Source organism: Thermococcus sp. (assembly GCF_015521605.1).
Taxonomy (GTDB): Archaea; Methanobacteriota_B; Thermococci; order Thermococcales; family Thermococcaceae; genus Thermococcus.
This window is the reverse complement of sequence record NZ_WANV01000024.1, coordinates 21020-35419: the sequence shown is the minus strand read 5'-3', so window position 1 is coordinate 35419 and position 14400 is coordinate 21020. Positions and strand designations below refer to the sequence as shown.

General features: G+C 53.8%; 14 protein-coding genes. 12 read left to right on the top strand and 2 right to left on the bottom strand.

What is annotated here, in order from left to right; genetic code table 11:
• The first annotated feature begins 16 nt into the window (after positions 1 to 16).
• The 9 genes from F7C11_RS04935 (at position 17) to F7C11_RS04895 (ending at position 7829) form a co-directional block, all read left to right on the top strand.
• Positions 17 to 898 (top strand): MEMO1 family protein, encoded by an 882-nt coding sequence (locus tag F7C11_RS04935; RefSeq protein WP_297091528.1) that lies wholly within the window; start codon positions 17 to 19, stop codon positions 896 to 898.
• Positions 899 to 937: 39 nt separating this feature from the next.
• On the top strand, positions 938 to 1246 hold the full coding sequence (locus tag F7C11_RS04930; RefSeq protein WP_297091526.1) for a nucleotidyltransferase family protein: 309 nt from the start codon (positions 938 to 940) through the stop codon (positions 1244 to 1246).
• A complete protein-coding gene (locus F7C11_RS04925; RefSeq protein WP_297091524.1) occupies positions 1243 to 1581 on the top strand; it encodes a DUF86 domain-containing protein in 339 nt (112 codons plus the stop codon). The genes F7C11_RS04930 and F7C11_RS04925 overlap by 4 nt, the downstream gene beginning before the upstream one ends.
• Positions 1578 to 2582, top strand: coding sequence for a mevalonate kinase (locus F7C11_RS04920; protein WP_297091522.1), 1005 nt, complete (start codon positions 1578 to 1580; stop codon positions 2580 to 2582). Before F7C11_RS04925 ends, F7C11_RS04920 begins: the two co-directional genes overlap by 4 nt.
• Positions 2579 to 3370, top strand: a complete 792-nt coding sequence (locus F7C11_RS04915) for an isopentenyl phosphate kinase (protein ID WP_297091520.1) — start codon at positions 2579 to 2581, stop codon at positions 3368 to 3370. Before F7C11_RS04920 ends, F7C11_RS04915 begins: the two co-directional genes overlap by 4 nt.
• 51 nt (positions 3371 to 3421) lie before the next feature.
• A complete protein-coding gene (locus F7C11_RS04910) occupies positions 3422 to 4120 on the top strand; it encodes a hypothetical protein (protein ID WP_297091518.1) in 699 nt (232 codons plus the stop codon).
• Positions 4121 to 4171: 51 nt separating this feature from the next.
• Positions 4172 to 5290, top strand: coding sequence for a type 2 isopentenyl-diphosphate Delta-isomerase (fni, locus tag F7C11_RS04905; RefSeq protein ID WP_297091516.1), 1119 nt, complete (start codon positions 4172 to 4174; stop codon positions 5288 to 5290).
• A gap of 117 nt (positions 5291 to 5407) precedes the next feature.
• Complete coding sequence (locus F7C11_RS04900; protein WP_297091515.1) at positions 5408 to 6730, top strand: RNase J family beta-CASP ribonuclease; 1323 nt, start codon at positions 5408 to 5410, stop codon at positions 6728 to 6730.
• A gap of 67 nt (positions 6731 to 6797) precedes the next feature.
• The gene (locus F7C11_RS04895) at positions 6798 to 7829 is read left to right on the top strand and encodes a polyprenyl synthetase family protein (RefSeq protein WP_297091513.1); all 1032 of its coding nucleotides are present in this window, start codon (positions 6798 to 6800) and stop codon (positions 7827 to 7829) included.
• Positions 7830 to 7835: 6 nt separating this feature from the next.
• Here the strand turns inward: F7C11_RS04895 and F7C11_RS04890 are convergent, their stop codons facing one another.
• Positions 7836 to 8642 (bottom strand): class I SAM-dependent methyltransferase, encoded by an 807-nt coding sequence (locus F7C11_RS04890; RefSeq protein WP_297091583.1) that lies wholly within the window; start codon positions 8640 to 8642, stop codon positions 7836 to 7838.
• A gap of 325 nt (positions 8643 to 8967) precedes the next feature.
• Here F7C11_RS04890 and F7C11_RS04885 point away from each other — a divergent pair, with 325 nt between their 5' ends.
• Positions 8968 to 9870: a hypothetical protein gene (locus tag F7C11_RS04885; RefSeq protein WP_297091511.1), complete on the top strand. Its 903-nt coding sequence runs from the start codon at positions 8968 to 8970 to the stop codon at positions 9868 to 9870.
• 33 nt (positions 9871 to 9903) lie between these two features.
• Positions 9904 to 10320: a hypothetical protein gene (locus F7C11_RS04880; protein WP_297091509.1), complete on the top strand. Its 417-nt coding sequence runs from the start codon at positions 9904 to 9906 to the stop codon at positions 10318 to 10320.
• Between the two features lie 49 nt (positions 10321 to 10369).
• Here F7C11_RS04880 and leuS read toward each other — a convergent pair whose 3' ends face one another.
• Positions 10370 to 13273 (bottom strand): leucine--tRNA ligase, encoded by a 2904-nt coding sequence (leuS, locus tag F7C11_RS04875; RefSeq protein WP_297091507.1) that lies wholly within the window; start codon positions 13271 to 13273, stop codon positions 10370 to 10372.
• Between the two features lie 254 nt (positions 13274 to 13527).
• On the opposite strand from leuS, the gene F7C11_RS04870 reads away from it, so the two are divergent.
• Positions 13528 to 14202, top strand: a complete 675-nt coding sequence (locus tag F7C11_RS04870) for a DUF257 family protein (protein ID WP_297091506.1) — start codon at positions 13528 to 13530, stop codon at positions 14200 to 14202.
• Positions 14203 to 14400 lie beyond the last annotated feature (198 nt).

Sequence of the window (14400 nt, the reverse complement as noted above, 5' to 3'; positions counted from 1 at the left end):
AGCCGGAGGTGAGAGAATGGCGAAGGTAAGGTATCCTGCCGTTGCCGGCAGCTTCTACCCGTCCGGCCAAGCGCTCATCGGGATGCTGGAGGAGTTCCTGGGCGACCTCGGGGAGGAGGGGAGTGAGAGGAGAATAACCGCCGGCGTTGCTCCCCATGCCGGCTACGTCTTCTCGGGCTACACCGCGAGCAGAATCTACAAGGCCATCTTTGAAGACGGTCTGCCGGAGACCTTTGTGATCCTCGGGCCGAACCACACCGGAATGGGTTCTCCGATAGCGGTCTATCCCTCGGGAAAATGGCGCACGCCCCTCGGTGACGTCGATGTTGATTCCGAGATGGCCAGAGCCATATCAAGGCTCTCGGGGATAGCGGACCTCGACGAGACCGCCCACACCTATGAGCACTCGATAGAGGTTCAGCTTCCCTTCATCCAGTACCTGGCCAAGAAGGCGGGAAAGGACGTTAAAATAGTCCCGATAACCCTCGGCATTCAGGACGAGGAGGTTGCCGAAGACCTCGGAAAGGCCATCTTTGAAGCCGGTGGAGAGCTCGGCAGGGACGTCGTGGTCATCGCGAGCACTGACTTCATGCACTACGGCCCCATGTACGGCTACATACCCTTCAGGGCAAGGGCCGATGAGCTCCCCCACAGGATAAAGGAGTGGGACTTCAGGGTAATAAGGCGCATCCTCGACTTCGATGTTAGGGGGATGTTCCGCGAGCTGAAGGAGATGAACCACACCATGTGCGGGCCTGGAGGAGTTGGAACCGCGATAGTCTATTCCCGCCTCGCTGGAGCGGTTGAGGCCGAGCTCCTGCACTACACCACGAGCTTCGAGGTGAGCCGTTCGACCGATGCCGTAGTGGGCTACGCCAGCATTGTGATGCGGAAGTGAGCGAAAGGGTGATAAGGTTCCACTTCATTACTCTAAACCATGCAGGTTTCCCGAGTCAGAACCCTCAGGGACGTCCAAAGGGTACTCCGCGTACATAAGGAGGAGCTTAGGGAGAGATACGGTGTCAAGAGAATTGGGGTGTTTGGCTCTTACTCGCGCGGAGAGCAGAAGGAAGACAGCGACGTTGACATTCTCGTCGAGTTTGAAAAGCCAATAGGACTCATAGACTTCATTCGACTTCAGGAATACCTCGAGAGCCTCCTCGGGGTTAAAGTTGACCTTGTGACCAAAGGAGCGCTCAAAAAGAGGATTAAAGAACGTATTCTTCAAGAGGTGAAGTACGTATGAGGGATACTCTTTTGTACGTGGAAGACATCCTGGAAGCCATTGAAAAAATAAAGCGATACACTGAGGGCATGGATTTTGAGGATTTTGTAGTGGATGAAAAGACGGTAGATGCTGTTATACGCAACCTCGAAATCATTGGAGAGACAGTTAAGAATCTCCCGGAAGAGTTTAAAGCAATGCACCCGGATTTGCCTTGGAGAGAAATCGCTGGAATGAGGGACAGACTGTTTCATGCTTACTTTGGAGTTGACCTTTCAATCGTCTGGTACACAATCAAGAACGACCTCGATGAGATTGAATTTCGCTTAAAAAGTATCATGGAGGGCCAAAAATGAGGGTTTTAGCGTCAGCACCCGCTAAAATTATCCTCTTCGGCGAGCACAGCGTCGTCTACGGAAAGCCGGCGATAGCAGCTGCCATAGACCTCAGAACCTACGTCCGGGCCGAGTTCAACGATAGTGGGGCTATTAAAATCGAGGCCAAGGACATACGCGTCCCGGGTCTTACTGTATCCTTCTCCGAGGACGAGATATACTTCGAGAGCGACTACGGAAAGGCGGCTGAAGTGCTTAGCTACGTCAGGCAGGCCATTGAGCTCGTTCGGGACGAGGCGGACGCAAACGACAAAGGAATAACTGTCTCGATAACCTCTCAGATACCCGTCGGGGCTGGCCTCGGCTCATCCGCTGCGGTTGCCGTTGCGACCATCGGTGCGGTCTCAAAACTGCTCGGCCTTGAGCTGACCAACGAGGAGATAGGAAAGCTCGGCCATAAGGTCGAACTCCTCGTTCAGGGGGCATCGAGCGGAATTGACCCAACAGTCTCGGCCATAGGCGGCTTCATCCACTACGAGAAGGGGAGCTTCGAGCACCTCCCCTTCATGGAGCTGCCCATAGTAGTCGGCTACACGGGTTCAAGCGGGTCGACGAAGGAACTGGTGGCCATGGTGAGGAGAACCTACGAGGAGATGCCCGGGGTCATAGAACCGGTGCTCGTTGCGATGGGCAAGATAGTTGAGAAGGCCCGGGAGGTAATAGTCTCAGACCTCGACGAGGAGGTTCGCTTTGAAAAGCTCGGACGGCTCATGAACATCAACCACGGCCTCCTGGATGCCCTGGGCGTCTCAACAAAGAAGCTCAGCGAACTGGTCTACGCCGCGAGGGTTGCTGGGGCGATAGGGGCGAAGATAACCGGCGCCGGCGGGGGCGGCTGTATGTACGCTTTAGCGCCGAAGAACCAGAGCGAAGTTGCCACAGCTATAACGATAGCCGGTGGAACGCCGATGATAACGAGGATAAGCCGTGAGGGACTCAGGATAGAGGAGGTTCTGCCATGATAATCGTCAAGGTCGGCGGCAGTGTCTTCAGCGATAAGAAAGGTGAGCCCGAGAACTTTGACCGTGAGACCGTGGGGAACATAGCAAAGGAGATAGCCAAGTTTTATCCCCGTGAGAACTTCATCATCGTTCATGGCGGGGGGAGCTTCGGCCATCCCGAGGCGAAAAAGTACGGTATAAGGGAGGGCCTCCCCGAAGACTGGGAGACCGCCAACTTCCGGAGGATAGGCTTCACCGAGACCCATCAGGCCATGCTCCGGGCAAACGCGAAGTTCATCAAAGCCTTCGTCCGTGAGGGTCTGCCGGCCTTCTCCGTCTCGACATCCTCCGTCTTCATAACCGAAAACGGTGAGGTCGCCTACGGTGACCTTGAGGTCGTGGAAAGACTGCTGGAACTCAGATTCATTCCCGTTCTCTTTGGAGACGTCTCGATAGACCTCGCGAAGGGCATCGACATACTCTCCGGCGACCAGATCATAACCTACCTCGCCAAGATGCTTGAGCCTGAGAAGGTCATCTTCCTCATGGACGTTGACGGAATCTACGACGGCAAGCCCGGTGAGGGGGGGCTGATTCAGAACCTCAGCAGGGAGGAGATAGACTCCCTCCTCGAAAGGCTCCACTGCACCGCCGCCGGAACCGACGTCACCGGCGGAATCTGCAACAAGCTGAAGGAGGCAAAGAAGATAGCCGACCACTCCGAGGTCTGGTTCGTGAACGGCAAAGTTCCTGGGAGGCTGAGCGGGGCGATACGGGGTGACGGCTTTGGAACGAGGATCAACATTTAATCAGCGTAAATTTTTTATTTCTCAACGTTATATTCCCCTAGGCGGTGCGTGATGAAAAGGATTGTGGCTTTTGTTATTCTCGTTCTCCTGCTCCTTCACATCTCGATCAGATCAGGGTTCCTGGGACGCTTTATGGCCACGCCCGGGGATCTTGGGGTCAACGCTTCCATCATCGCAGTGAACGGGACGTCGAACTTTCTCATTGAGTGGGACATTGAGAGGAAGCCCATCGAAAGGCTACTGGCCGGAAACGACGCGGTTTTTGTCTTCTACCCCGTCAAGATCAGACTTCTGGATGAGTCGTGGCCCATCATCAGTGACCTTTTCCGACCGGCGGTAGCAATTGATGACGGTGGGTGGAAGCGGACGTATGATTTCGGTTACAATGTGTGGTATTACCCTACCCCCGGGTTCAACACGCCGAGGGTTATGATGGCCAAACTGGTCTATTTCGTGCCCAGAAACGTCGATAGGGGCAAGGTGGAGATACCCATATCCCCCTCCAACATTTCGGAATGCTCGACCATACCCGTGATCTTTGCGTACTTTCACGACAACGGGGGTGGGGAGGTTGTCCCGGGGTATGTTGAGCTGAGGCCAAAGTTGTACCTGGGACCCAACTATCCGGTATTTGGAAGCGGAGAGCTCGAGGTTCTCTTTGAGTTCAACTTTTCGCGGTATATTGAGCACAGCGGGGGATGGGTCGAAGTCAGAACCCTCAACGTTACCCTCCCATGTGGTGGAACTTGAGCCTCCAAAAACCTCTTAACTTCCCTCGCCCTTTCTCTTTCGGTGGTGTGAATGCAGGCATTTGACAAGGAAGAACTCACGGTCATCAGGAAGTTTGAGCACATTGAGCACTGCCTCAAGAGGAACGTTCAGGCTCACGTGAGAAACGGGTTTGAAGATGTTCACTTCATCCACATGAGCCTTCCCGAGATAGACAAGGATGAAATAGACCTCAGCGTTGAGTTCCTTGGGAGGAAGTTTGACTATCCAATCTTCATAGCCGGAATGACCGGCGGGACGAGGGGTTCCCAGCTTGCCGGGAAGATAAACAAGACCCTGGCCAAGGCTGCCCAGGAGCTGAACATCCCGATGGGCGTCGGTAGCCAGAGGGCGATGATAAAGAAGCCCGAGACCTGGGAGAGCTACTATGTCAGGGACGTTGCCCCCGACGTTTTCCTCGTCGGCAACCTCGGCGCTCCCCAGTTCGCTGAGACGATGCCCGGGCGCTATGGGGTGGATGAGGCATTGAAGGCCGTCGAGACAATTCAGGCGGACGCTCTGGCGATACACATGAACCCCCTCCAGGAGAGCGTCCAGCCCGAGGGGGACACGCAGTACAGGGGCGTCCTGAAAGCTTTGGCCGAGCTCAAATCGGAGTTCCCCTACCCGATAATAGCGAAGGAGACCGGAGCTGGCGTTTCAATGGAGGTGGCGATAAGGCTCGAGAGCATAGGCATTGACGCCATCGACGTCGGCGGCCTCGGTGGAACCAGCTGGAGCGGTGTTGAGTACTACCGCGCCAAGGATGAGATGGGAAGAAACCTTGCCCTTCGGTTCTGGGACTGGGGCATCAAGACCGCCATAAGCGTCGCAGAGGTTCGCTACGCCACTGAACTTCCGATAATAGCCACAGGCGGCATGCGCGACGGAATAACTATGGCCAAAGCGCTCGCGATGGGTGCCACCTTCGCCGGCGTCGCTTTGCCGCTCCTCAAACCGGCGGTGAAAGGCGATGTCGATGGAGTAGTCAAAGTCCTTCAGCGCTACATCGAGGAGATTCGCAACGCTATGTTCCTCGTTGGAGCCAGAAACGTCGAGGAGCTTAGGAAGGTTCCCCTCGTCGTCACGGGCTTCACGAGGGAGTGGCTGGAGGTGAGAATAAATCTGCCGGCATACCTCCGGAGGCGGTGATTTTTACCCTTTTTCTCCAGTTCTCACAAATGCACACCTTTTTAAACCCTCCCGATAACTAAGACCAACGCAGCCCCACGCCTCAGGAGAGGCCTGGGGGCGTAAGGAGGAATAGATATGATAAAAATCCATACAGTTAGCGGTTACGAGGAAGTAGGCAAAAACATGACCGCCGTTGAGTACAACGGGGAAGTCGTTATAATCGACATGGGGATTAGGCTTGACCGTGTTCTCATCCATGAGGACGTCAACATTCAGCAGTTTCCCACGAAAGAACTGCAAAAGCTTGGTGCAATTCCTGACGATTCTTCAATTAGAAACAAGAAAGTTGTCGCCATAACCTTCACCCACGGTCACCTCGACCACATAGGGGCGGTTGCCAAGCTCGCCCCCCACTACCCGGACGTCCCGATATACGGCACGCCCTACACGATAAAGCTCGCGAAGGGCGAGGTCAAGAGCGAGCAGTACTTTGAGGTCAAGAACCCGATGTACGAGACCGAGTACGGCGAGATAGTCCAGGTTAGTGAGAACCTGGCGATAGAGTTCGTGAGAATAACCCACTCCATTCCGCAGTCATCCATGGTCGTCGTCCACACGCCCGAGGGGGCGGTGGTTCACACCGGCGACTTCAAGTTCGACAACAACAACCCGCTCGGTGAGAGGCCCGACTACAAGCGCCTGAAGGAGCTGGGTAAGGAGGGTGTCAAGGTACTCATTCCCGAGTCAACCCGCGTTGCTGAACCTACCAAGACGCCCAGCGAGGCCGTTGCCCAGATGCTCCTTGAGGACTTCTTCCTCTACGAGGGCATGGAGGCCGATGGACTGATAGCCACCACCTTCGCCAGTCACATCGCCCGCCTTCAGGAGCTCATCTGGATTGCCAACAAGATGGGCAGACAGGCCGTTCTGGTCGGCCGCTCCCTGGCCAAGTACACCGGCATAGCCAAGCAGCTCGGCCTCATCAAGATGAAGGGTGCGAAGGCCGTGAGAAGCCCCAACGCCGTCAGGAAGGTTCTCAAGGAGGTCTCCGGGGCGAGGGAGAACTACCTGCTGATAGTCACGGGGCACCAGGGGGAGCCCGGCGCGGTGCTCACGAGGATGGCCAACAGTGAGCTCTATGACATCGGCAAGCGCGACACCGTCGTCTTCTCCGCAGGAACGATACCCAACCCGCTCAACAGGGCCCAGCGCTATGTCCTTGAGACGAAGCTCAAGATGAAGGGGGTCAGGATGATAAAGGACCTCCACGTCAGCGGTCACGCCAGCAGGGAAGACCACCGCTACCTTCTCAGGCTGCTCAATCCTGAGAACATAGTTCCCGCACACGGCGACTTCAGGATGCTGACCCACTACGCCGAGCTCGCCGAGGAGGAGGGCTATCTCATCGGCAGGGACGTCTTTGTGTCGAGGAACGGGTACCTAGTTGAGATAAGGTAGGGCAAAACTGATAAAGAGTTGCCCTATTTTTCCTTTAGGTTGTTTTCATCACTCACGGGGTGATAGAATGGGGAAGTACGATAAACTGTTCGCAAGGGTCAAGGAGATGGCAAAGGACGTTGATAAGGCAATATTTGAGCTCATCCCTGAGAAGGAGCCGGGTAAGCTCTATGATGCGGCCAGACATTATCCCCTCGCGGGTGGAAAGCGCGTTAGGCCCTTCGTGGTTCTTCGAGCCGCCGAGGCCGTCGGCGGTGACCCAGAGAAAGCGCTCTATCCAGCGGCCGCGGTTGAGTTCATCCACAACTACTCCCTAGTCCACGATGACATAATGGACATGGATGAGCTGAGGCGCGGAAGGCCGACCGTCCACAAGCTCTGGGGAGTGAACATGGCGATCCTCGCCGGCGACCTGCTCTTCAGCAAGGCCTTCGAGGCGGTGGCCAAAGCTGAAGTCAGTCCGGAAAAGAAGGCGAGGATCCTCGACGTCCTCGTCAGAACGTCCAACATGCTCTGCGAAGGGCAGGCGCTCGACATAGAGTTCGAGACCAGGGAGGAGGTTACCGTCGAGGAGTACCTCAGGATGATCAGCGGCAAGACAGGGGCGCTCTTCGAGGGTTCGGCTGAGATAGGCGCGATAGTCGGGACCGATAACGAGGAGTACATCAGGGCCCTCGCCAAGTGGGGAATGAACGTGGGCATAGCCTTCCAGATATGGGACGATGTGCTTGACCTCATCGCCGACGAGGAGAAGCTTGGAAAGCCCGTCGGCAGCGACATAAGGAAGGGCAAGAAGACCCTCATAGTGAGCCACTTTTTCGACCACGCGAGCGAGGAGGACAAGGCCGAGTTCCTCAGGGTCTTTGGAAAATACGCAGGCGACGCAAAGGGAGACGCCCTGATACACGACGAGAGGGTCAAGGAGGAAGTTGCCAGGGCCATCGAGCTCCTCAGGAAGTATGGCAGCATAGACTATGCGGCACAGTACGCGAAGAACCTCGTCAAGGAAGCAAACGAGGCCCTTAAGATCCTCCCTGAGAGTGAGGCGAGAAAGGACTTGGAGCTTCTCGCCGAGTTCCTCGTCGAGAGGGAGTTCTAAGCCTTATCACTCTTTTTCCGCCAGAACCCACCCCACCGGCGGATGCTCGGCTCCACTCTTCCACTTTTCGTACGCCGCGTCCCATCTTCTTAGGAGATCAACGCGCTTTTTTTCGTCTTTTATCCCCTCCACGTATTCCCGCGGGATGTATGCGAGATAGTGAGGCAGGCTTGGCTTGAAAGTTCCGCTTTCGATTACTTTCCCTCCGGTCGTTTCCACAAGTTCTCGGAGCTTCTCCAGCGTTGGATAGTGAAGGTCGTCCTTCTCGCCAAAGAGCGCCTCGAATATTTCTTCGCGCAGGTTGTAGAGTTCGAGGTGCGCCCTCTGCCTCTCGTTGTTGGCTATGGGCAGGCTCTCGGCTATGAAAATTCTCTCCGAGACTCTGAGCATCTCTGAGATGACTTTGAGCATAATCTCCTCGTTCTTCAGGCTCCTTACCCCGTGCACGAGGACGGCTAAATCGAAGGCCTTAAACGGAAAGGGCAGTTCTCTCGCGTCGAGCTTTAGGGGGATTATCCTGTGTTTCATGCCCGTTGCGGTGGTTATCTCCTCGAAGAAGCGCCACCTTGATTTATCAACTGCCACAACGCGGCCGGTTTTGCCGACGAGGTAGGCAAGGGGAACCGTTGCTAGGGCGTGTGCGCCACACCCGATTTCGAGGATGTTCATTCCCTCTCTTATCGGCGCGAACTGCAGGACGCGGAAGCGTTCGAGCATTTCGGTGTGGAGCCAATTGGGCGGTAGTGGGGACTCGTCCCGGGGCGGGATTCTGGAGAGGATTTCTCTTTTGAACGTTTCTTCGTCAAAAAGCATGTGGGACACCGGAAAATGCTAAAGGGCTTTTCTTTAAGGGGTTTTCGGAGAAAAGGTTTTATAAGATGGGGGTGAATTTATGGCAGAGTGGATTTTTGGATTTGCAGGATTTTCTTCCGAAGGATACCAGCTTAATCCTGGCTTTTCCTGCTGATTGCATAACCATACAACTTCTTTTACTCTGTCCCTATTTCTCTCAAAAAGTCCGAGATGAAGTAGTGTTAACAAAATTACTCCAACGGTATTTATAAACACTAAATTTAGTAGTAAAACTTATAAGGGGACTGATCTAAAATTGGTTGCAAACCTGCTGGAAGTGAATTATGTGAAGTGGAAGCCGTTGTTTGCAGTCCTGTTGGGACTGCTGATGGCTGGGGTGATGGCTGGAAGTGCTCTGTCCGCTAAAGTAACGAGATCTTACCTCGACTCAGTTGGCATTGCTAGTTATGAAAACCAGAAATCGATAGCAAAGTTACATGACTTTCTCAATAACAATCTAAGCGTGCCTGTGAGTTATTTTGATCTTCTTGCGATTCAGAGAATAACACCTGAAGACACCAAACAAGTCAAGGAACTAAAAACTCTGGGGTTAACAGCCTCAGAATCCAGCATACTCAGATTTATAAAAAAGATACAATTGATGGAGTTTGTAGCCTCAAGAAGTGGAGGCGATCCGGAAGTTATCATAAAACTGGCCCAATTCTTAGGAGATCGTGTGGTTCCAATTAAAAAACCTCCTATCCAGCCAATGAGTGGAGATTACAACGATTTACTGTTGGATGTTGGTGGTGCTCACTTTTACCAAAACGATCCGGAGATGCCGTATTACGTTATGATATGGGGGAATTATTTATGGAAGGAACTGGAGGGCACTCTTTATAGAGGGCCTGATGATGTAGTCTACTACAAATGGGACGAGGCGGATGATTTAATATTGTTTAAAGACGTGTATGCATCCCCCGAAATGAGAAGAGCAGGATCCGATCTTGGAGCAATAGCATATTATACACCAGATAGTCTCCACTCTGGATATGTAAGACTATATTTTGTACCAAAAACTCCATCAGTGTCTGGAAGATGGACGAGAGTGTCAATGACTTATGTTCACACCTTTGGAATAGGGGGAGATCTTAGCGTTACTGTTGGGTATAAGTATATGTTAGTGTTAGTTATCAAACACATTTGGGAGATGAATGGGAAAAATCTGGTTACGTATCGTTTAAAATAGACCCAGACGGGGTTTTAAGGGGGTGACTGGGAAATGAAAAAAATCATTGTCTCCCTTTTTGTTCTTATCTTTCTTTTTATAACCTCTCAATGGCTTACTGTTGAAAATCCCATCGAGACAAAAGTTCTCATCAACGGTGACCCCCCGTATGATACAGTTTATGTAACTCCCTTCCAAAATGAGTTTGAGGTCAATATAATTTCAAAGCTCAGCGGAACTTGCGAAATATGTGTAAACCCAATGAATGCCAGTATATCGCCTTCTTGTCTTGGGAAACAGGTTACGCAAGGTAAGAATACTTTTAGATTTCTTCTCTCTCCTGAACAGAACATCACTAGACTGTTTATAGAGTACCAAGTCTCCTGTAATCTTACTAACTACCTGACAGAAATATCAATTCTTCAAGATGAGCTATTGACCCCAGATGTTAGATGGGAAAAAGATAGGTGACCCCTTCTCCGGCCTGAAAGATAAAATGTTTCGGAAGAAACATGGAATCTCACTCCACAAATACCGCCGGCTTCAGCGGCATCGCGGCCTTCTTCTTTCCTCCCCTGTCCTCCTCGGGGTTAATGATTATCTCAAGGCCAAGCTCCTTCTCCATGAAGTCCTTCGCCTCCCTGAGGGCCTTCTCCTCGTTTATCCTCTTCACGTCGAAGGCGCGCTCCTTGATGAGGCGCTGTATCAGCCTGCTTACCTCCTTGCCGTGCTTCCTCATCTCGGGATCCTTCATCAGTTCGGCCATCGCGCTCTTGAAGTCCCTCTTCTCGGCGACGACCTCAACGACGCGCCACTTCCACTCAGGGGCAGTGTAGAGGTAGGCCCTTTTCGCGTCTTCGAGCTTAGCTACCCTTATTATCTCCTTGATGTCCTCGATGAGGTTCTTGACGTACTCTTCCTCCAGTTCGATGGTCTCGTTCCACCACTCGTCAACTGGCTCCGGCCACTTCGCCAGGCTGACGAAGCCCTCTCCGCCGAGCTTCTCCCACAGCTCCTCGCTGATGTGCGGTGTAAACGGCGCCATCAGCCTGACCCAGACCTCGGCGAGCTTTCTCAAAACAAAGCGCTTTGCCTCGTCGTCCCTGCCCTCTGTTCTGCGCATGTACCAGCGCAGATCGTTAAGGACGGTGTAGAATGCCCACTGGACAGCAGTCCTCGTCCTGAACTCCTCAAGGGCTTTGGTCGCTCCCTCGATGGCCTTGTTCAGACGGTGGAGCATCCAGCGGTCGATGTCCTTTAGTTCAACGCCCTCCTTGGCCTCGTAGGTGGCGAACTCGCTCACCAGCTCGTAGAACCTCTCGACCTGCCTGCGGAGCTTGCCGACCTCCTTCCTGCGCCAGTCGAAGTCGCTGTCGTGCTCGGCCAGGCCCATTATGTAGAGCCTGACAACGTCGGCACCGTTCTCCTCGATTGCGTCTATAAAGTTCAGCACGTTGCCCTTGCTCTTGCTCATCTTGGTGCCTTCCAGCGTTCCGAAGCCGTTGACAGCGATGCCCCTCGGCCAGTGCTCCTTCCTGAATATCGCGGTGTGGTTGAAGATGAAGAACGTCAGGTGGTTCGGGATGAGGTCCTTCGCCGAGCAGCGCCAGTCGAGCGGGTACCAGTACTCGAACTCCTCCTTCATCTCGCGAATCGTCTCGGCCGGGATTCCGGTCTTCTCCTCAAGCTCCTTCTCGCGCTCCTCGCTGAACTCCTCCAGGAACAGGTAGTCGAAGAAGTCCCTGTCGAGCTTCTCCGGGTCGAGTTTGCCCTCTTCCCTCAGCCTGTTCATGTGCCTGCTTATGGTGTAGTAGGCCATGTAGATGGTTGAGTCGCTCAGGCTCTCGATGACCCAGTCGGGGTCCCACGGGAGCGGCGTTCCAAGGCCAACCTTCCTCGCGCAGGCCTTCTTGTCGAGCCAGTCTATTACCGCCTCAAACTGGGCGCGTCTGCTCTCCGGGTAGATGGTCATGTTTGCCAAAGCCTCTCTCGCCTTCTCCTTCCATTCTGGGTTGCCGTAGTCGATGAACCACTGGTCGTGGATTATCTTGATGACCGCCTGGTTGCCGAACCTAGATATGACGGGCTTTTCGGCGAACTCGTACATTATCTCCGCTATGCCCTTCTCCTGGAGCTCCTTGGCTATCAGATCCTTGGCTTCCTGAACGGACTTGCCGGCGTAGGGCTCAATCTTGAAGATCCCCTTGTGATACTCCGCCTTGTAGATGTTCTTGGTCGCTTCTTCGAGCTTCTCAACGTCCTTCTGGCTCTTCACGCCGAGCCTCTCGGCCTCCTCGACCGCCGGAAAGTCGCCATAGCCCTCCAGCTTGATCAGCGAGATGTAGCTTATTTCTTCGACCACACGCGGGTCGATGTCGTATCTGAGCAGGATCTCGGTCTCCTTCTTGAGGTCTTCAAGGGCAACGTGGTCAAAGGGCGCGTGAGCAGGAACGCTCATAACCACTCCGGTCGCGTTGTCCGGGTCTACGAACTCCGCCGGGAGGATTATGACCTCATCTCCCGTTACCGGGTTCTTCACGTACCTTCCGATGAGCCTCTCTCCTTTAAACTCCTCCAGAACCTTAATATCCCTGTCCTGGAAGGAGAGCTTGTAGGCGGCCTCCTTGCTGATTATCCAGGTCTCTTCCCTATCGCCGCGCCTGACCTTTGCCTTGACGTAGGTCGCCTCTGGGTTCAGCCACATGTTGGTGACGCCGTATACAGTCTCGGGTCTGAGCGTTGCCGCTGGAAGGTAAATTTCCTCACCGTTCTCCTCCAGGATGAACTTGATTATAATGTAGTCCAGGATCTGGACGTCTTCTCCCTCCATTATGTCGTGGTCTCCCAGCGGCGTACCGACTACCGGGTCCCACCTGACCCTGTGCGCCCCCTTGACCACCAGCCCCCTGTCCTTGAGCGTCCAGAACTGCCACTCTATGAACTTGCTGAAGGGCGGGAAGAGGCTCGTTGTGTGGAACTCCCTCGTCCAGTCGACGGAGAAGCCTGCCCTGATGAAGGTCTCCTTCGCGGCCTTCATGAAGTACTTGACTATCTCCTTCGGGTCTTCGAACTTCCAGAGTACCTCCTCGGGAACCTTGTAGACATCGCGGTAGATGTGTATCGTCTTCGGGTCACGGTGCTTTATCCTCTCGGCGATTCCGACTATCGGCGCGCCGGTGATGTGCCAAGCCATCGGGAAGAGGACGTTGTAGCCCTGCATGCGCTTGAAGCGCGCTATGACGTCGGGAATCGTGTAGGTCCTCGCGTGGCCGACATGGAGATGACCCGAGAGGTACGGGAACGCGACGGTTATGTAGAACTTCCTGTCCTTGGGCTTCGCCCTTCTGTCGGGCTCGAAAACCCTCTCCTCCATCCAGCGCCTCTGCCACTTCTCCTCAATGGCCTTGAAGTTGAGCTCAGCCATGGCTATACCTCCTCAGAATTTTTTCAAAAGAGCGTGAGCGATACTCCAGAATAGGGGGGTTATCGGGGAAATCAGGCACAGCTGCGACTCCAGCGATGGAGAAGACACTCCCCCCTCATCGGCATCGGTGCGAGTAGGATTCCTGATATTTAAATCTTTTGCTGGTGCTGAATGTTCTCACCGTTCACTTTTTGGCATCTTCCGAACCAAAGTTGTTATATATCTTGGGGTCGTTTGGTTAAATTAGTGAGGTGATGGCCGTGGGTAAACTCGGCGAGGTGTTTCAGTTCCTGGATTCGGTGGGATTCGGGGAGACTGTACTCGTGGAGTACACCTCACCGAATTACACCCTCGACTTCATGGTGCTCCTTTTGAAGCGTTATTCCGATGACAGGGGCTACTCCTTCGTGGTCGACGACCATCTGGATACACTCCACATGCTCGACGAGCATCTCAAGTTCTTCGGCGTTAAGGGGGTGTTCGACGATGCCATCGTCCTTAAAACTGGGGGGGTCATGAACGTTGGCAAGGTGGTGGATAGGGTGGCGGTTGAGAGCGAGGCGGCGATGTACCTGCGCCGGTACGAAGAGGCGAGTGCCAGGGTGTTCTCCGGTCTCAACGAGGCTATAAACGTTGTCCTTGGCCTGGAAAAGCTCTTTGCCTTCGTGGAGAACTACCGCAACTTCTATGAAATTATATCGAGCATAGACCGGTTCCTGGGGAACAAGAAACGGAAGGCGTTTTACTTTATGGACAAGAACGTCTGTCAGAGGCTTCCCTTCAACCCCCTCCCAGAGATCGAGAAGATCGCCAGCACGTTTTTGGACGTCAGGCTCGATGGCAACAGGCTGGTGGGCAGGATAAACAAGTCCCCCGACATCAGGATGATGGGTTGGGAGATAGAGGTCTCGGTCGAGGAAATTCTCTGACCTCGAAACCATTTTCTTCCGTTTGCCATCTCTCTTCAGTTATGTGCTTGAAACGTGCCCTCACAACCGGGAACGTCTGTGTCTCGTTCCGTCCCCTCAGGCGCGCTGAGGCATTTTTAACTGTGGAAGGAAAGGTTGCAATGATATGGAACACCTGAGAGGTTCTTGATGCCGCCAGAACCCTGGAAGGCTGAGATG